This window comes from Burkholderia sp. AU31624, from assembly GCF_020420065.1.
Lineage (GTDB): Bacteria > Pseudomonadota > Gammaproteobacteria > Burkholderiales > Burkholderiaceae > Burkholderia.
Genome location: NZ_JAIZRT010000004.1, coordinates 698891 through 715499, shown reverse-complemented (window position 1 = coordinate 715499; position 16609 = coordinate 698891). Strand labels below are relative to the sequence as shown.

Annotated in this window: 14 protein-coding genes and 1 pseudogene; 2 read left to right on the top strand and 13 right to left on the bottom strand. The window is 68.4% G+C overall.

The window, feature by feature from the left end; all coding sequences use genetic code 11:
• Nucleotides 1–30: 30 nt before the first annotated feature.
• On the bottom strand, nucleotides 31–1587 hold the full coding sequence (locus LGM89_RS18455; protein ID WP_089494263.1) for a UbiD family decarboxylase: 1557 nt from the start codon (nucleotides 1585–1587) through the stop codon (nucleotides 31–33).
• 596 nt (nucleotides 1588–2183) lie between these two features.
• Here LGM89_RS18455 and LGM89_RS18450 point away from each other — a divergent pair.
• On the top strand, nucleotides 2184–3296 hold the full coding sequence (locus LGM89_RS18450; RefSeq protein WP_089494264.1) for a transglycosylase SLT domain-containing protein: 1113 nt from the start codon (nucleotides 2184–2186) through the stop codon (nucleotides 3294–3296).
• A 100-nt stretch (nucleotides 3297–3396) separates the two neighbouring features.
• Here the strand turns inward: LGM89_RS18450 and LGM89_RS18445 are convergent, their stop codons facing one another.
• The 9 genes and pseudogenes from LGM89_RS18445 to LGM89_RS18405 form a co-directional block, all read right to left on the bottom strand.
• Nucleotides 3397–4593, bottom strand: coding sequence for a pyridoxal phosphate-dependent aminotransferase (locus LGM89_RS18445; protein WP_226204559.1), 1197 nt, complete (start codon nucleotides 4591–4593; stop codon nucleotides 3397–3399).
• Between the two features lie 73 nt (nucleotides 4594–4666).
• Complete coding sequence (gene nusB / locus LGM89_RS18440; protein WP_021157083.1) at nucleotides 4667–5104, bottom strand: transcription antitermination factor NusB; 438 nt, start codon at nucleotides 5102–5104, stop codon at nucleotides 4667–4669.
• A complete protein-coding gene (gene ribH, locus LGM89_RS18435; RefSeq protein ID WP_039371042.1) occupies nucleotides 5101–5616 on the bottom strand; it encodes a 6,7-dimethyl-8-ribityllumazine synthase in 516 nt (171 codons plus the stop codon). Before ribH ends, nusB begins: the two co-directional genes overlap by 4 nt.
• 53 nt (nucleotides 5617–5669) lie before the next feature.
• Nucleotides 5670–6812 carry a bifunctional 3,4-dihydroxy-2-butanone-4-phosphate synthase/GTP cyclohydrolase II gene (gene ribBA, locus LGM89_RS18430; RefSeq protein ID WP_089439431.1) on the bottom strand — a complete coding sequence of 381 codons (1143 nt, stop codon included), beginning with the start codon at nucleotides 6810–6812 and terminating at the stop codon, nucleotides 5670–5672.
• 187 nt (nucleotides 6813–6999) lie between these two features.
• Nucleotides 7000–7518, bottom strand: a complete 519-nt coding sequence (locus LGM89_RS18425) for a DUF1993 family protein (protein WP_069247362.1) — start codon at nucleotides 7516–7518, stop codon at nucleotides 7000–7002.
• Nucleotides 7519–7711: 193 nt separating this feature from the next.
• Nucleotides 7712–7810, bottom strand: a pseudogene (locus tag LGM89_RS18420) (riboflavin synthase); the annotation flags it as partial.
• Between the two features lie 3 nt (nucleotides 7811–7813).
• Nucleotides 7814–8935 carry a bifunctional diaminohydroxyphosphoribosylaminopyrimidine deaminase/5-amino-6-(5-phosphoribosylamino)uracil reductase RibD gene (ribD, locus tag LGM89_RS18415; RefSeq protein ID WP_089494266.1) on the bottom strand — a complete coding sequence of 374 codons (1122 nt, stop codon included), beginning with the start codon at nucleotides 8933–8935 and terminating at the stop codon, nucleotides 7814–7816.
• Nucleotides 8936–8950: 15 nt separating this feature from the next.
• Complete coding sequence (gene hemL, locus LGM89_RS18410; protein WP_226273583.1) at nucleotides 8951–10234, bottom strand: glutamate-1-semialdehyde 2,1-aminomutase; 1284 nt, start codon at nucleotides 10232–10234, stop codon at nucleotides 8951–8953.
• 177 nt (nucleotides 10235–10411) lie between these two features.
• Nucleotides 10412–10876, bottom strand: coding sequence for a hypothetical protein (locus LGM89_RS18405; RefSeq protein ID WP_011351244.1), 465 nt, complete (start codon nucleotides 10874–10876; stop codon nucleotides 10412–10414).
• Nucleotides 10877–11123: 247 nt separating this feature from the next.
• Here LGM89_RS18405 and LGM89_RS18400 point away from each other — a divergent pair, with 247 nt between their 5' ends.
• A complete protein-coding gene (locus tag LGM89_RS18400) occupies nucleotides 11124–12341 on the top strand; it encodes a Bcr/CflA family multidrug efflux MFS transporter (protein ID WP_089494268.1) in 1218 nt (405 codons plus the stop codon).
• A 96-nt stretch (nucleotides 12342–12437) separates the two neighbouring features.
• Here LGM89_RS18400 and LGM89_RS18395 read toward each other — a convergent pair whose 3' ends face one another.
• The 3 genes from LGM89_RS18395 to zwf form a co-directional block, all read right to left on the bottom strand.
• Nucleotides 12438–14366 (bottom strand): bifunctional transcriptional regulator/glucokinase, encoded by a 1929-nt coding sequence (locus tag LGM89_RS18395; RefSeq protein WP_089439434.1) that lies wholly within the window; start codon nucleotides 14364–14366, stop codon nucleotides 12438–12440.
• Nucleotides 14344–15024: a 6-phosphogluconolactonase gene (gene pgl / locus LGM89_RS18390; RefSeq protein ID WP_089424724.1), complete on the bottom strand. Its 681-nt coding sequence runs from the start codon at nucleotides 15022–15024 to the stop codon at nucleotides 14344–14346. The genes LGM89_RS18395 and pgl overlap by 23 nt, the downstream gene beginning before the upstream one ends.
• 88 nt (nucleotides 15025–15112) lie before the next feature.
• Complete coding sequence (gene zwf / locus LGM89_RS18385) at nucleotides 15113–16582, bottom strand: glucose-6-phosphate dehydrogenase (RefSeq protein WP_226273582.1); 1470 nt, start codon at nucleotides 16580–16582, stop codon at nucleotides 15113–15115.
• Between the last annotated feature and the right edge of the window lie 27 nt (nucleotides 16583–16609).

The following is a 16609-nucleotide window of genomic DNA, read 5'->3' as shown; positions in this document are numbered from 1 at the left end:
CACGGGCCGGCAGGCGCCGGCCGCAGGGCGTCAGAGACCGATCTCCTGCCAGAGCCGGTCGACGCGCGCCTTCACGGCCGCATCCATCTCGATCGGGCGACCCCATTCGCGGCTGGTCTCGCCGGGCCACTTGTTGGTCGCGTCGAGGCCCATCTTCGACCCGAGGCCGGCCACCGGCGACGCGAAATCGAGATAGTCGATCGGCGTGCTGTCGACCATCACGGTGTCGCGCACGGGGTCGACGCGCGTCGTGATCGCCCAGATCACTTCCTTCCAGTCGCGGATGTTCACGTCCTCGTCGACGACCACGATGAACTTCGTATACATGAACTGCCGCAGGAAGCTCCACACGCCGAACATCACGCGCTTCGCGTGGCCCGCGTAGCTCTTCTTCATCTGGACGATGGCCATCCGGTAGCTGCAGCCTTCGGGCGGCAGGTAGAAGTCGGTGATCTCGGTGAACTGCTTCTGCAGCAGCGGCACGAACACCTCGTTGAGCGCGACGCCGAGCACGGCCGGCTCGTCAGGCGGCTTGCCCGTGTAGGTCGAGTGGTAGATCGCGTCGCGGCGCATCGTGATGCGCTCGACGGTGAACACCGGGAACCACTCCTGCTCGTTGTAATAGCCGGTGTGGTCGCCGTACGGGCCTTCGAGCGCGTGCTCGTACTTGGCGGACGCATTGCCGGCCGGGCGCGGCGGTGCGCCGGCCGGAGCCGGGGCAGGGGTACCTTCCTGTGGATAAATGAAGCCTTCGAGCACGATCTCCGCGCGTGCGGGCACCTGCAGCGTGTCGACGCCGGGCGTCAGGCACTTCGCGAGCTCCGTGCGGCTGCCGCGCAGCAGGCCGGCGAACTGGTATTCGGACAGCGAATCGGGCACAGGCGTCACGGCGCCGAGCGTCGTGGCCGGATCGGCGCCGAGCACGACCGCGACCGGGTACGGCTTGCCGGGGTTCTGCAGCGCGAATTCGCGGAAGTCGAGCGCGCCGCCGCGATGCGCGAGCCAGCGCATGATCAGCTTGTTGCGCCCGATCAGCTGCTGACGGTAGATCCCGAGGTTCTGCCGCGACTTGTTCGGCCCGCGCGTGACCGTCAGGCCCCACGTGACGAGCGGCCCCGCGTCGCCGGGCCAGCAGGTCTGGATCGGCAGCCGGTTCAGGTCGACGTCGGCGCCTTCCCAGACGATCTCCTGGCACGGCGGCGACGACACCGATTTCGGCGCCATGTCCCACACGGCCTTCGCGAGCGACAGCAGCTTGCCGGCGTCCTTCAGGCTCTTCGGCGGATCGGGTTCCTTCAATGCGGACAGCAGGCGCCCGAGATCGCGCAGCGAATCGAGCGCGGCGTCGTCGCCCGCATCGACGCCCATCCCGAGCGCGACGCGGCGCGGCGTGCCGAACAGGTTGCCGAGCACGGGGAAGTCGTAGCCGGTCGGTGCGTTGAACAGCAGCGCAGGGCCGCCGGCGCGCAGCACGCGGTCGCACAGCTCGGTCATTTCGAGCACGGGCGACACGGGCTGCGTGACGCGCCGCAGTTCGCCGAGCGCCTCGAGGCGCTGAATGAAATCGCGTAAGTCTTTGTATTTCATGAAGAGGGTCCGGGCCACCCGCCAAGCGGGCAGCGATGGGTGGGCGCAGCGGCCGGCTGCGACCCCGATTCGACCGACGATTTTACCCGCGCGGCCGCATGCCCGCCCGGCGGAGAAAAAAGTCGATCGCGCGCAAACCCCCTACGGCACGGGGATTGCGTTCTGAAGAGTGCCGGTAAATTACTTTTTGTTATGATTTCAATGTTTTATAGTGTTGACGATCTATAAAACCCTGCTAGAATCCGCTCACATTGGCTGCAGGGTAAAAGGCTTCGAGCCGCCAATCACCGATCTTTGACGCAGCGCGTCACCGTCCGCCGAATCCTGCACGGCGTATCCGACGGCCTTAGTCGTAGTCCCGGCCAGCGCCACCAGACGCTGGTTTTTTGCGTGGGTGCCACCGCGTATGCCCGCCTCGCCCAATGTGCGAAGGTGCCGGCCCTCTTACACCGTGGCCTCGAACGGTACTTATACCGTTTCCCCGATGTCTGCACGCCCCAACCAAAGCGTGCGGCGTCGTGATTCCGCGGCGCGTTACCTGTCTCGCCATCGAGCTGAGCGAGCCGCACGAGTCATGTTCATGGGAGATGATCTGAATGAACGCTTGGTTATCGTGGCGTCCTAGTGAGCAGCATGCGCAATTCGTGCGCAGCATGCTGCGTCGCGGGACGCGTGTCAGTCACCACCTATTCAGCGTTGTCGGCTGTCTCGCCGTCGCAGTTGCGCTTGCACTGTGGCTGCTGCCAACCGTCCGCGGCACGCTCGCCGCGAAGCTGATGCCGGTCGTATCCGCCGCCGTGCAAGCCGGCCCGGCCCGTCTGCTGACCGGCCATCCGCTGCCGAACTTCGCGCCCGCCGGCGCGCAGCCGCAGCAGGAAGAGAACAGCCCCGAAACGGACGCACTTGCGGTCGGCCTCGACGTCGCACCGGAAGCCGCCGCCGCGCAGGGCGATGCGTCCGATCCGGCCCGCAACGGCCCGTCGCCCGTCGCGCTGGCGAAGCTGATCCCGACCCAGCGCGTGGCGGCCGATGCGCGTGACGACCGTGCGCTCGCATCGAATCGCGAACAGGCGCTCGTCGCGACCTACCTGTCGCGCCGTTACCGCGTTGCGCAGGAGCCGCTCGGCCAGCTCGTCAAGGCTGCGTTCCAGACCGGCCGTGACGTCGGCCTCGATCCGCTGCTGCTGCTGTCGGTGATGGCGATCGAATCGGGCTTCAATCCGTACGCCGAGAGCGGCGTCGGTGCGAAGGGCCTGATGCAGGTCATGTCGAAGGTTCATTCCGACAAGTTCGAGTATTTCGGCGGCACCGATACCGCACTGCAGCCGCTCGCGAACCTCCAGGTCGGCGCGCTCGTGCTGAAGGACTGCATCGCGCGCGGCGGCTCGCTTGCGAATGGCCTGCGCCTGTACAACGGCTCGACGAACCCCGACGACAACGGCTACGGTTCGAAGGTGATGGCCGAGCGCGGTCGCCTGCGTGACGTCGCGCGGGGTCGTAGCGTGCCGGTCAATGCGCCGCAGGCGCCGGCGAAGCCGATCGTCACGGCCGCCGCCGTGACGGCAGCCGCAGGCGGCGCGAAGCGCGTGCATGCGACGCTCGAAACGTCGGCGAAGTCGACGGCATCGAAGGAATCCACGTCGCAGGACGACGCGAGCGTCGATACCGCGAAGCAGCCGCACGGCGATCGTTCGGAGCTTGGCGCGTAACTCACGCACGGCTTCAGCCGGCAAGACATGAAAAAGGCACCCGCGTCGGGTGCCTTTTTGCTTTTGCGGGGTGCGGAATGGCCGCCGCGCCGGCCGCGTGTCAGCGCTGCCCGAACAGCGTCGCGAGCCGGTCGACCGCTTCCTCGAGCCGCGAGTAGGCCGTCGCATAGGACAGGCGGATATAGTCACGCGGTGCATGGACACCGAAGTCCATGCCGGGCACCAGCACGACGCCCGCGTCGTGCAGCATCGCCGTCGTGAGCGCGGCGCTGTCGCCGGCCGCCGGGTGGGCGACGCCGCCGCAGTGCGCATACACGTAGAACGCGCCGTCCGGCATCACGGGCACCGTGAAGCCGAGCCGTTCGAGCGCCGGTGCGATGAAATCGCGGCGGCGCTTGAATTCGAGCCGGCGGGCTTCGTAGATGTCGAGCGCGGCCGGCTCGAAGCACGCGAGCGCCGCGTGTTGCGCGAGCGCGGACGGGCAGATGAACAGGTTCTGCGCCAGCTTCTCGAACGTGCCGACCAGCGCGGGCGGCACCACCAGCCAGCCGAGCCGCCAGCCCGTCATGCTGAAATACTTGGAAAAGCTGTTCACGGTGACGACGTCGTCGCCGAACGACAGCGCCGACACGGGGGCCGCGTCGTAGCTGAGCCCCTGGTAGATCTCGTCGACGATCGTGAAGCCGCCGCGTGCGCGCACGGCTTCGACGATCCGTTTCAGTTCGTCGGGTTCGAGCGACGTGCCGGTCGGGTTCGACGGCGACGCGAGCAGCACGCCGCGCGTGCGGTCGCCCCAGCGTGCGCGGACGTCGTTCTCGGTGAGCTGGAAGCGCGCATCCGGGCCGCTCGGCACGAGCACCGCGCGGCCTTCGGCCGCGGCGACGAAGTGCCGGTTGCACGGATACGACGGGTCGGGCATCAGCACCTCGTCGTCACGCCCGACGAGCGCGAGGCACGCGAGCAGCAGCGCGGCCGACGCGCCGGCCGTCACGACGATCCGTTCCGGACTGATCGTGAGGCCGTACGCGCGTGCGTAGTGCGCGGCGATCGCCTCGCGCAGCGGTGCGATGCCGAGCGCGCTCGTATATTGGGTGACGCCACGGCGCAGCGCGGCCGCGGCCGCTTCGACGACCGGCTCCGGCGCAGTGAAATCCGGCTCGCCGATGCCCATGTGGATAACGTCGCGCCCGGAGGACTCCAGACGCTGTGCCTCCTTCATCAGTTCCATCACGTAGAAGGGCTGGATCGCGTCGACGCGTGCGGCGAGTCTGACGAGCGAATCGGTGGCGGTATTCATCGGGCGGGCAGGGCGAGGGACGCGGGGCAAAAGAAAAAACGGGCGCATGCGCGCCCGTTCCGGACCAACGGGTTCAGCCGTTGCGGCGCGCCTGCGTTTCGGCGGGGCGCAGCTTCGCGGCGAGCTTGTCGAGCACGCCGTTCACGTACTTGTAGCCGTCGGAGCCGCCGAACGTCTTCGCGAGTTCGACAGCTTCGTTGATGATCACGCGGTACGGCGTTTCGACGTGGTGCGTGAGCTCGAACGTGGCGATCAGCAGCACGGCGCGTTCGACCGGCGACAACTGGTCGATCGGGCGATCGAGCGACGGCGTCAGCGCTTCGACGAGCGTGGCGTGCTCGCGGATCACGCCGTGCAGGATCGCGTCGAGCAGCTCCTTGTCGGCCTTGTCGTAACCGAGCGCGCCGCGCAGTTGCGCGTCGATCTCACCGGAGGACGCGTTCGACAGCAGCCACTGGTACAGCCCCTGCGTCGCCAGCTCGCGCGATTGTCGGCGGGCGCTCTTCTTCATGCGCGCTCCTCTTCGTCGTCTTCCTCTTCTTCGTCCTCGTCGTCATCGCCGAGCTGGTCGAGGGCCATCGTCAGGTTGGCCATCTCGACGGCGACGCGTGCGGCGTCACGACCCTTTTCGGTCATGCGCGCGACGGCCTGCTCGTCGTTTTCGGTGGTCAGGACCGCGTTCGCGATCGGCAGGTTGAAGTCGAGGCCGATGCGGGTGATGCCCGCGCCGCTCTCGTTCGACACGAGTTCGAAGTGGTAGGTCTCGCCGCGGATCACCGCGCCGAGCGCGATCAGCGCGTCGAACTGGCCGCTTTCCGCGAGCTTCTGCAGCGCGAGCGGGATTTCCAGCGCGCCGGGCACCGACACGAGCAGCACGTCTTCACCAGTGACGCCGAGGCGTTCCAGTTCCTCGACGCACGCGTCGGCGAGGCCGTTGCACACGGGCTCGTTGAAGCGCGATTGCACGATGCCGATACGCAGGCCGTCGCCTTCGAGATTCGGTTGGTATTGTCCGATTTCCATGATCTTGTCCGTGGTGTGGATGAACGGTTATAGGGCGAAAGCGCCGTGGCGGGTTACGCGTTGGACGCCGGGCAGGACTTGGCTTCGCCGCCGGGCATCGGAATGAAGCCCGTGACTTCCAGGCCGTAGCCGGACATGCTGCCCAGCTTGCGCGGATTCGACAGCACCTGCATCTTGCTGACCCCGACATCGCGCAGGATCTGCGCGCCGATGCCGAACGTCTTGAAATCAACCGGCCGGCGCTTGAGCACAGCGGCCTTTTCTTCCTCGTCGAACGCCTTGAAGACGTCGATCAGGTGTTCCTTCGTGTCGCCGCAGTTGAGCAGCACGATCACGCCGAGGTCGCGCTCCGCGATCTCGCGCATTGCGGCGTCGAGCGTCCACGAGTGCGTCGACACGCCTGTCTCGAGCAGGTCGAGCACCGACAGCGGCTCGTGCACGCGCACCGGCGTATCGACGTCCGGCGACGGCGTGCCGCGCACCAGCGCGATGTGCGGCGAGCCGCTCGGCTGGTCGCGGTACAGCACCGCGCGGAACGTGCCGTGCGCGGTCTGCATCGTGCGCTCGGCGATCCGCTCGATGATCGATTCGGTGCGGCTGCGGTACTGGATCAGGTCGGCGATCGTGCCGATCTTCAGGTTGTGTTCCTGCGCGAACTCGATCAGGTCGGGCAGGCGCGCCATCGTGCCGTCGTCCTTGATGATCTCGCAGATCACCGCGGCCGGCGTGAGGCCCGCCAGCGCGGTGAAGTCGCAACCGGCCTCGGTGTGGCCCGCGCGCACGAGCACGCCGCCCGGCTGCGCCATGATCGGGAACACGTGGCCCGGCTGCACGATGTGCTCGGGGCGCACGTCATGCGCGACCGCCGTGGCGATCGTGTGCGCACGGTCGGCGGCCGAGATGCCGGTCGTCACGCCTTCGGCCGCTTCGATGCTGACCGTGAACGCGGTGCCGTACTGCGTGCCGTTGCGGTAGGTCATCAGCGGCAGGTGCAGCTGCTTGCAGCGTTCCTGCGTCAACGTCAGACAAACCAGGCCGCGGCCGTACTTGGCCATGAAGTTGATCGCTTCCGGCGTGACGAATTCGGCGGCGATCACGAGGTCGCCCTCGTTTTCGCGGTCTTCTTCGTCGACCAGGATCACCATCCGGCCGGCTTTCAGCTCGGCGATGATGTCGAGCGTGGAGGCGAGCGTCATAAGGGGGCGTGAAAGAGGAAAGTGCGTATTTTACGCCAGCCGGACGACGTTTCGGCTGGCGGGGACCGCGCGCGCCCGGCGAGCGCTCCGGAAAGCGCTGCGGCCGGCCTGCGCGGCAGGCCTGGCGGGGCGGCCGCGCATTGGCTGCACGCGCGTGCGGACGGTGGCGGGCCTGCCCGGCCGCGCGTCACGCGTGCTGGTCGCGCCCGCCCAGGTAGTCGAGCTTGCCGAGCTCGACGCCGCTGTGGCGCAGGATGTCGTATGCGGTCGTCACGTGGAAGAAGAAGTTGGGCAGCACGAAGTTCAGCAGGTACGACTGGCCGGTGAACTCGATCGGGCCGACGCGCATCTTCAGCACGATCTGGCGCGCCTCGCTGCCGTCGATCTGCGCGGCGTCGAAGCTTTTCAGGTAGTCGATCGTCTTCTGGATGCGGGCGTGCAGTTCGTCGAAGGTCTGCTCGACGTCCGGGTAGCTCGGGATTTCGACATCGGCGAGGCGCGCGGCGCAGCCTTTGGCCGTGTCGGTCGCGATGTAGACCTGGCGGACGAGCGGCAGCATGTCCGGGTACAGGCGGGCTCCGACGAACACCGACGGGTCGATCTGCTTTTCGGCCGCATGCGCCTGCGCCTTGCCGAGAATGTGCTGAAGATTGGTCAGGCCACGAATCAGGACAGGCACCGAGGCCTGATACATCGAAATGGACATGGGGACGACTCCTTGAGGAAGAGGGTGACCAATAGCGGCCGCGCCGTGCGTTGCGGCGCCGGAACCGCCGTCGTCGCATCTTAGCGCGGCGGCATGACCCGTGCGCGTCGTTGGCCATTCGGCCAGCTGTCGGGGCAGGTGGGCGCGCGACGAGCGCACGCGTCGGGGCTTCGACCGGCGACGCGCGGCGCGAAATGGGATGGGGGATCAGGTTGATCGAGAACGCGCAGCCGCCCGCGCGATCGTCGATCGTGTTGACGGTCAGGCTTACGCCGTCGACCGTGATCGATCCCGTTCAGTGCGCGGCGTCGGGCGGCGCGAAGCGCGCGAGGATCCGCAGGTCGTCGCCGACCCGCTCGAACCCGTGGAACGACAGCCGCGTACGCGCGTCGAGGTTCGCCGGCGCGGCGAGGTCGAACATGCCGGCCGCATCGGCGCCCAGCAGGCTCGGCGCGAGGTAGACGAGCAATTCGTCGACGCACTGCTCGCGCAGCAGCGAGCCGTTCAGCTTGTGGCCGGCCTCGACGTGCAGCTCGTTGACGCCGCGCGCGCCGAGCGCCGCCAGCATCGCGGGCAGGTCGACCTTGCCTTGCGCATTCGCGATCGGCACGATTTCCGCGCCACGGGACTTCAGCACGTTCGCGCGCACTTCGCCGGCGGCGTCGAGCCGGCCGCAGAAGATCAGCAGCGGCGCGCCTTCGAGCAGCCGCGCGTCGAGCGGCAGGTCGAGGCGGCTGTCCACCAGGATGCGCTGCGGCTGGCGCGGCGTGTCGATGCCGCGCACGGTCAGCAGCGGGTTGTCTTCACGCACGGTGCCGATGCCGGTGAGGATCGCGCAGGCGCGCGCACGCCATGCGTGCCCGTCGAGGCGAGCGGCCTCGCCGGTGATCCACTGGCTTTCGCCGGACGGCAGCGCGGTGCGGCCGTCGAGCGACGCGGCGGTCTTCATCCGCACCCACGGGCGGCCGCGCGTCATGCGCGACACGAAGCCGATGTTCAGTTCGCCCGCTTCATGCGCGAGCAGCCCGCAGCGCACGTCGATGCCCGCGTCGCGCAGCATGCCGAGGCCGCGCCCCGACACCTGCGGGTTCGGGTCTTCCATCGCGGCGACGACCTTCGCGACGCGCGCTTCAATCAGCGCGTTCGCGCACGGCGGCGTGCGGCCGAAGTGGCTGCACGGCTCGAGCGTCACGTAGACGGTCGAGCCCGCGACGTCGTAGCCGCGGGCGCGTGCATCTTTCAGCGCCTGCACTTCCGCGTGATCCTGGCCGGCCGGCTGCGTGAAGCCTTCGCCGATCACGTCGCCGTCCTTGACGATCACGCAGCCGACACGCGGGTTCGGCGCCGTCGTATACATGCCGCGCGCGGCGAGCGCGAGCGCGCGCTGCATGTGGGCGAAATCGATGTCCGAGAACATGCGCGCGGCCCCGGGTCAGGCAGCGAGTGCCGCGAATGCGCGGCGCGCGGCCGCGAGCGTCGCGTCGATCACCGCGTCGTCGTGCGTGCTCGACACGAAGCCGGCTTCATACGCCGACGGCGCGAAGTACACGCCTTCGTCGAGCATCAGGTGGAAGAAGCGGTTGAATCGCTCGGTGTCGCTCTTCGTCACTTCGGCGAAACTGGTCGGCACGCGTTCGGCGAAGTAGAGGCCGAACATCGCGCCGATCGAGTCGGCCGCGAACGGCACGCCGGCCGCACGCGCTTCGGCCGCGAGGCCGTCGGCGAGGCGCTTGGTCTGCGCGGTGAGCGCGTCGTAGAAGCCGGGCGCCTGGATCAGTTGCAGCGTCTTCAGGCCCGCGGCGACCGCGATCGGGTTGCCCGACAGCGTGCCGGCCTGGTAGACGCCGCCGAGCGGCGCGAGGTGAGCCATGATGTCGCGGCGGCCGCCGAACGCGGCAGCCGGCATCCCGCCGCCGATCACCTTGCCGAGGCAGGTGAGGTCGGCCGTGATTCCGTAGTGGGCCTGTGCGCCGCCGAGCGCGACGCGGAACCCGCACATCACTTCGTCGAAGATCAGCACGGCGCCGTGCTTCGTGCACAGCGCACGCAGCGCGTTCAGGAATTCGGGCGTGCCGCGCACGAGGTTCATGTTGCCGGCGACCGGTTCGACGATCACGGCGGCGATCTCGTCGCCGAACGCGCCGAACGCTTCTTCGAGCGCGGCGACGTTGTTGTATTCGAGGACGGTCGTGTGCTTCGCGATGTCGGCGGGCACGCCGGCCGACGTCGGGTTGCCGAACGTCAGCAGGCCCGAGCCGGCCTTCACGAGCAGGCTGTCCGCGTGGCCGTGGTAGCAGCCCTCGAACTTGACGATGCGGCTGCGGCCCGTGAAGCCGCGCGCGAGACGCAGCGCGCTCATCGTGGCCTCGGTCCCGCTCGACACCATCCGCACCTGCTCGATCGACGGCACGAGCTTGCAGATTTCCTCGGCGATCTCGATCTCGGCTTCGGTCGGCGCGCCGAACGAGAAGCCGTCGGCGAGCACGTTCTGCACGGCCGACAGCACTTCCGGATGGACGTGACCGACGATCATCGGGCCCCACGAGCCGATGTAGTCGATGTACTGCTTGCCGTCGGCATCCCAGAAATACGGGCCTTGCGCGCGTGCGACGAAGCGCGGCGTGCCGCCGACCGAACGGAATGCGCGCACCGGCGAGTTGACGCCGCCGGGAATGGTCTTCCGGGCGCGTTCGAAGAGGATCTGATTGTTGGACATGGACGAAACCTGCGAGAGAAGGGCGCGGGGGCCTGTGCACGGGCCGCGGCGCCTGGGCGGAACGATCGTCCGATTGTACCGGAGACGCGCGCGGCGAGCCCGCGGCGCGGTCTGCGGCGTATCGGCGCGCGCGGGATCGCGCGGGCCGGGGAAGGAAGAGGGGGTGATTCGGCCCCGTTATCGATCGGGCAACGGGGGCGGCTTGCGCTTGCCGGTCAGCTCGGCCCAGCGCTTCTCGAGCGGGCCTTCGACCATCGGCTTGATCACCGTGCCGGAACTCTGCGCATCCCAGGTCTGCACCGAGTACGGATGGACCCGCAGCGCGTCGCGCGCGATCACGACGTCCTGGTGCGCGTCGACCAGCCAGTCGTACACGAAGTCGATGCACAGCCGGTAGCCGCGTTTCGTCGACGGATCGGGCACCTCGTACGGCGCGCGCGTCACGTAGCCGGAGCCGAACACGCCCTTGGGCTCCTTCGCGACGCGATGCAGGAACACGCGGTCGCCCGGCAGGATGCCGCGCGCGAAGCCGCAGCCCCACACGTCATGCACGGCCTCGCCGGCCTTCACGCGCGCGGCGACGTCGGGCAGTTCGGGCCACGGCCATTTCTTGGGGCTCCAGATCAACAGGAAAGCGGTCATCGGTTCGGTCGGGCGTCGGATTGGTCAGACAAGAAGGGGAGGCGCTGCAAGCTTAATCGAATTCCCGCGTGCGATCCCGCGTGTCGGGCGCCACGCCGGTACCTTTCGGCCCGCTGCACACTCACGCCGCCAGCACGTAAAAAAGTTGCGCGTACAATCATGGGCCTGGGCGTACCGTTCGCGGCGCGGCCTCCCGTCTTCACCGCCACGCGCGCCCCGATGCGCGCGGGCTCCATTCCGGATACCCATGTCTCACGTCATCCGACGCCGGCCCGATGCCCGGCTGATCCTGTTGCTCGGCGCGCTCGCCGCCTGCGGGCCGATCGCTACCGACATGTACCTGCCGAGCCTGCCGTCGATCGCCGCCGGCTTCTCCGTCAGCGCCGGCGCCGCGCAGCGCACGCTGACGAGCTTCATGGCCGGCTTCTCGATCGGCATGCTGCTGTACGGCCCGCTGTCCGACACGTGGGGCCGCCGCCCCGTGCTGCTCGGCGGCATCGCGCTGTTCACGCTCGCGAGCATCGGCTGCTTCGTGTCGACGTCGATCGACATGCTGATCCTCGTGCGCTTCCTGCAGGCGCTCGGCGCCGGCGCGGCGTCGGTGCTGTCGCGTGCGATCGCGCGCGACGCGCACGAGCCGACCGACGCGGCGAAGGTGCTGTCGATGGTGGCGATCGTCACCGCGGTCGGGCCGCTGCTCGCGCCGCTGATCGGCGGGCAGATCCTGCGCTTCTCCGGCTGGCGCGGCGTGTTCGTCGTGCTGGCCGTGTTCGGCGCGGTATGCGCGGCGACCGCGTACCTGCGCGTGCCCGAAACCTGGCCGAAGGAGCGACGCAAGAGCGCGGCCGTGCTCGCGTCGTTCGCGTCGTACGGGCGCATCCTGTCCGATCCCGTCGCCTGGGGGCACATGCTGTGCGGCGGGATGGCGTTCGCGTCGATGTTCTCGTACATCACCGCCACGCCGTTCGTGTACATCGAGTATTTCCACGTGTCGCCGCAGCACTACGGGCTGCTGTTCGGCCTGAACGTCGTCGGCATCATGATCGGCAACTTCGCGAACACGCGGCTCGTCGGCCGCCTCGGCTCGCTGCGCATCATCGCGGCCGCGTCGCTCGTGAGCTCCATCGCGTCGCTCGCGGTCGCGCTCGTCGCGCTGACGGGGTGGGGCGGGTTGTGGTCGATCGTCGTGTGCCTGTTCTTCGTCGTCGGCGTGGTCGGGATCCTGTCGGCGAACTGCACGACCGACCTCATGCATCGCTATCCGCACAACGCGGGCGCGTCGGCGGCCGTGTTCGGCGCGATGCAGCTGGCGCTCGGCGCGCTCGCGAGCGTCGCGATCGGCGCACTCGCGGACGGCACGCCGTTCGCGATGGGCGTGACGATCGGCGTTTCAGGCGTGCTGTGTTTCGCCGGCCGCTACCTCGTGCTGCGCTGGCACGGGCGGCCCGTCAAGGCGGGCGCCTGATCCGCGGCCTGACAGCAGCATGAAAAACGCCACCGCGCGCGCTGCGCCGGTGGCGTTTTCGTTTCGAACGCGGGAAGCGGCTGCCGCCGCACCGAGTCAATCCCGCGCGACGTCCTTCGCCGCCGGCGACGCACCGTGGCTCAACCAGTCGAGCACGTCCGCCGTTTCGTCGTCGCTCGCGCGTGCCCTCGCCTGCGCGACGGCCTCGGGCAGTTCGCCGTTCGTCGACGCACGGCGAATCGCGACGCCGACCGCGAGGATGTCGATCATCAGCAGATGCAGGATCCGCGAGATCATCGACAGCTGCGACTCGCGCATCTCGATGTGGTCGGTTTCGAGCGCGACGGTCGCGCGCTTCGCGAGCGGCGTGTTGCTCGACGTGATCGCGATCACCTTCGCGCCGGCCTGCATCGCGACGTCGAGCACGCGCAGCAACTCGGGCGCGCGTCCCGACTTCGACACCGCGACGATCACGTCGCCCTTGCCGAGCAGCGCGGCCGATGCGGCCTGCATGTACAGGTCGCCGTACGCGATCGTCGGGATCCCGAAGCGGAAGAACTTGTAATGCGCGTCCTGCGCGACAATGTTCGAGTTGCCGAGCCCGTAGAACTCGATGCGCCGCGCGCCGTTCAGGATCTCGATCGCGTTCTCGACATGCTCGAAATTCAGGTGCTCGCGCAACTGCAGGATCGCGGACACCGTGTTGTCGAGCACCTTCGCGCCGAAGTCGGTGGCCGTGTCGCCGAGATGTACCTGGCTGTGGCTCATCGGGATCGTGCCGGTGAGGCCGGTGGCGAGCTTCAGCTTGAAGTCGGACAGCCCCTGGCAGCCGAGCGAGCGGCAGAAGCGGATCACGGTCGGCTGGCTCACGTCGGCCTTGCGCGCGATGTCGACGATCGGATCGTTGATGATCGAACGCGGATGGTTCAGCGCGAGATCGGCCACGCGGCGCTCGGCCGGCGTCAGCGCGTCGCGCATCTGGCGGATCCGTTCGAACACGGCCGACGACGCGCCGCCCGAGCGGTTCGACAACTGTTCCGCGAGGATCGCCGATACGCCGAGGAACGCCGGGTATTCGGCGGTGATCAGGTAGGTCGGGATGTTCTCGAGGTAGTGCGTGAAGCGGCCCTTCGCCTCGAAGCGCGCGCGGAACGACGAGCGCGTGAACAGTTCGCCGAGCTTCAGCGCGACGCCGCCGCCGATGTACACGCCGCCGAGCGCGCCGAGCGTCAGCGCGACGCTGCCCGCGAACGCGCCGAGAATCCCGCAGAAGCATTCGACCGTCTCGAGCGCGAGTGCGTCGCCCGCATGCGCGCGCTCGACGATCTCGACCGTGTCGACGGTCGCGGCCACGCGCTTCTTGTCGCGCGCGGCGAGCGCGCGATAGATGATCTCCATGCCGGGGCCCGCGCACACGCGTTCGAACGACACGTGCGGAAACTTCTTGCGCGCGTACTGCAGCACCAGGTCCTCGCGCTCGTCCTGCGGCGCGAACGACGCATGGCCGCCTTCGCTGCCGAGCGCGATCCAGCGGTCGTCGGCCGGAATCAGCCCCGACACGCCGAGCCCGGTGCCGGGCCCGAGCAGCCCGATCACGCTGTTCTGGCGGCGCGCGCCGCCGCCGACCTGCACGCGTTGCGCGTCGGTCAGGCCTGGCAGCGCCATCGCGAGCGCGGTGAAATCGTTGACGACGAGCAGCGTGTCGAAGCCGAGCGCGCGGCGCGTCGCCTCGATCGAGAAGCTCCAGTCGTGGTTGGTCATCGTGACCTGGTCGCCGTCGACCGGGTTCGCGATCGCGATCGCCGCGTGGTTCACGCGGCTGATCTTCACATCCTTCAGATACTTGCGGATCGCGTCGGTGATCGTCGGATAGTCGGCGCCGGGATAGACGCGAATCTGCGTGATCTCGCCCGGGCCGGTTTCCAGCGCGAAGCGCGCGTTGGTGCCGCCGACGTCCGCGAGCAGGCGCGGGCCGTCGGCATGCTGGCCCGCGACGACCGCCTTACTTTGCGCACCAGTAGACATCGAGCTGGGTCCCCTTGTCGTTGGCCAGTTGGGAAATCGCGTTCTTCTGCAGCGATGCGGCCGCGGCGTCGAGCACCGCGCGCTTGCGTTCGCCCGCGATCAGCAGGAACAGCCGGTCGACGCGCTTGAGCGCATCGAGCGAGAAGCTCACGCGCGCATGCGGCGCGGCGCCGGGATGGACGGCGACGAAACGCTCGGGCGTCGTGATCGCGTGATCCCATTCGGGCGCATCGGCGAAGATCGACGCGGTATGGCCGTCCTCGCCCATGCCGAGCACCGCGACGCTCGGCACGCGGTAGTCGGCGTTCGCGTTCAGCGCGGCGACGTGCGCGTCGAGCGCGGCGCGCGTGTCGACGAGCGGCAGGAAGCGGGCGGGGGCGGCGGCGTGCTGCAGCAGCGTGTCGCGCACGAGCTGCGCGTTGCTGGCTGCATCGTCCTCCGGCACCCAGCGGTCGTCGACCAGCGTCACGTCGACGCCGGCCCAGTCGAGCGCCGCGTGCGACAGCGTGTGCAGGAACGGGCGCGGGCTCGTGCCACCGGACACCGCGAGCGTCGGACGCGCGGGGCCGGCGAGCGCGGCGCGCAGCGCATCGCCGACGGCGCGCGCGAGCGCTTCGCTTTGCGCTTCCTGGGTGTCGAAAGCGTGAATCTCGATCACATCTCCTCCGGACTGCTTTGTCTGTTCAAATCGTACGAATCGTGGGGCACGTTGCCGCGTACGGTGACGTGCGCGGCAACGGTTTGCATCAGTTCTCTTCTTCGAGCCAGCAGGTGTCGTGCTGCGCGAGCATCGCACTCGCCGCGGCCGGCCCCCACGTGCCCGCCGCATACGGCTTCGGCGGCTTCAGCGTGCGTGCCCATTCGTTCAGGATAGGCTCGACCCAGCGCCACGCGGCTTCCTGTTCGTCGCGGCGCACGAAGAGGGCGAGACGGCCGTTGATCACGTCGAGCAGCAGGCGCTGGTACGCCTCCATCTGCCCTTCCTTGAAGAACTGGTCGAACGCGAGGTCGAGGTGCACGCTCGCGAGGTTCATCCCTTCGCCGGGCTGCTTCGCGAGGCAGTACAGGCGGATCGTCTCGTTCGGCTGCAGCCGGATCACGAGGCGGTTCGAACCGGGACGCAGCGCGGTGGGCCCGAGCGCCGAATGCGGCACCGGGCGGAAATTGACGACGATCTCCGCGACGCGATCGGCCAGCCGCTTGCCGGTGCGCAGGAAGAACGGCACGCCGGCCCAGCGCCAGTTCTCGATCTCGACCTTCAATGCGACGAAGGTTTCGGTCTGGCTGTCGGGCTTCACGCCCGGTTCGGTCGCGTAGGCCGGCACCTGCGCGCCCTTGATCACGCCCGCATGATACTGGCCGCGCACGGCCACCTTGCCGATGTCGCGCGGATCGACGGGCTTCAGCGCGCGCAGCACGCGCAGCTTTTCGTCGCGCACCGAATCCGAATCCATCGAATGCGGCGGCTCCATCGCGACGATCGACAGCAGCTGCAGCAGGTGGTTCTGCACCATGTCGCGCAGCGCGCCCGTATTGTCGTAGAAATCGCCGCGTGCCTCGACGCCGAGCTCCTCGGCGATCGTGATCTGGATGCTCTCGACCCATTCGCGGCGCCACAGCGGCTCGAACAGCGCATTGCCGAAGCGCAGCGCGAGCAGGTTCTGCACGGGTTCTTTACCGAGGTAGTGGTCGATCCGGTAGATCTGGTCTTCCGCGAAGATTTCGCCGACCGCGTCGTTGATCGCGTTCGACGACTTCAGGTCGTAGCCGAGCGGCTTCTCGAGCACGATGCGCGAGCCTTCGCTCAGGCCGACCGACGCGAGCGCCTTGCAGATCGGCACGAACAGCGACGGGCCCGTCGCGAGATAGAACACGCGGATGCCGGGCAGCGATGCCACCGCGTCGCGCAGCACGACGTAGTCTTCCGCGCGGCCGAGATCGAGGTGCACGTACTCGATGCGATCGAGGAAGGACTGCCACGCAGCTTCGTCGAACGCGTTGCCGGCGGCCTTGGCCGCGTGCGGCTTCACGTGCGTGTCGACCCATTCGAGATAGGACGCCCGATCCGACTCATGACGCGCCACGGCGACGATCCGGCCGCTCTCCGCCAGCATGTTCGCACGGTGCGCTTCGAACAGCGCAGGCAGGATCTTGCGCATCGACAGATCGCCGGTGCCGCCGAAAAGTACGAAGGTAAAGCTGGAATCGGTATGCATGTGTCTCCGCCGGGTTTGGGGTGCTCG

Coding starts and splice junctions, on each gene's coding strand:
- ribH (WP_039371042.1), bottom strand. CDS start 5,616: ATGGAAATCGGACAATACCAACCGAATCTCGAAGGCGACGGCCTGCGT.
- ribBA (WP_089439431.1), bottom strand. CDS start 6,812: ATGACGCTCGCCTCCACGCTCGACATCATCGCCGAGCTGAAAGCCGGC.
- LGM89_RS18400 (WP_089494268.1), top strand. CDS start 11,124: ATGTCTCACGTCATCCGACGCCGGCCCGATGCCCGGCTGATCCTGTTG.
- LGM89_RS18450 (WP_089494264.1), top strand. CDS start 2,184: ATGAACGCTTGGTTATCGTGGCGTCCTAGTGAGCAGCATGCGCAATTC.
- LGM89_RS18455 (WP_089494263.1), bottom strand. CDS start 1,587: ATGAAATACAAAGACTTACGCGATTTCATTCAGCGCCTCGAGGCGCTC.
- nusB (WP_021157083.1), bottom strand. CDS start 5,104: ATGAAGAAGAGCGCCCGCCGACAATCGCGCGAGCTGGCGACGCAGGGG.
- ribD (WP_089494266.1), bottom strand. CDS start 8,935: ATGTTCTCGGACATCGATTTCGCCCACATGCAGCGCGCGCTCGCGCTC.
- LGM89_RS18405 (WP_011351244.1), bottom strand. CDS start 10,876: ATGACCGCTTTCCTGTTGATCTGGAGCCCCAAGAAATGGCCGTGGCCC.
- LGM89_RS18395 (WP_089439434.1), bottom strand. CDS start 14,366: ATGTCTACTGGTGCGCAAAGTAAGGCGGTCGTCGCGGGCCAGCATGCC.
- LGM89_RS18445 (WP_226204559.1), bottom strand. CDS start 4,593: ATGAATACCGCCACCGATTCGCTCGTCAGACTCGCCGCACGCGTCGAC.
- hemL (WP_226273583.1), bottom strand. CDS start 10,234: ATGTCCAACAATCAGATCCTCTTCGAACGCGCCCGGAAGACCATTCCC.
- LGM89_RS18425 (WP_069247362.1), bottom strand. CDS start 7,518: ATGTCCATTTCGATGTATCAGGCCTCGGTGCCTGTCCTGATTCGTGGC.
- zwf (WP_226273582.1), bottom strand. CDS start 16,582: ATGCATACCGATTCCAGCTTTACCTTCGTACTTTTCGGCGGCACCGGC.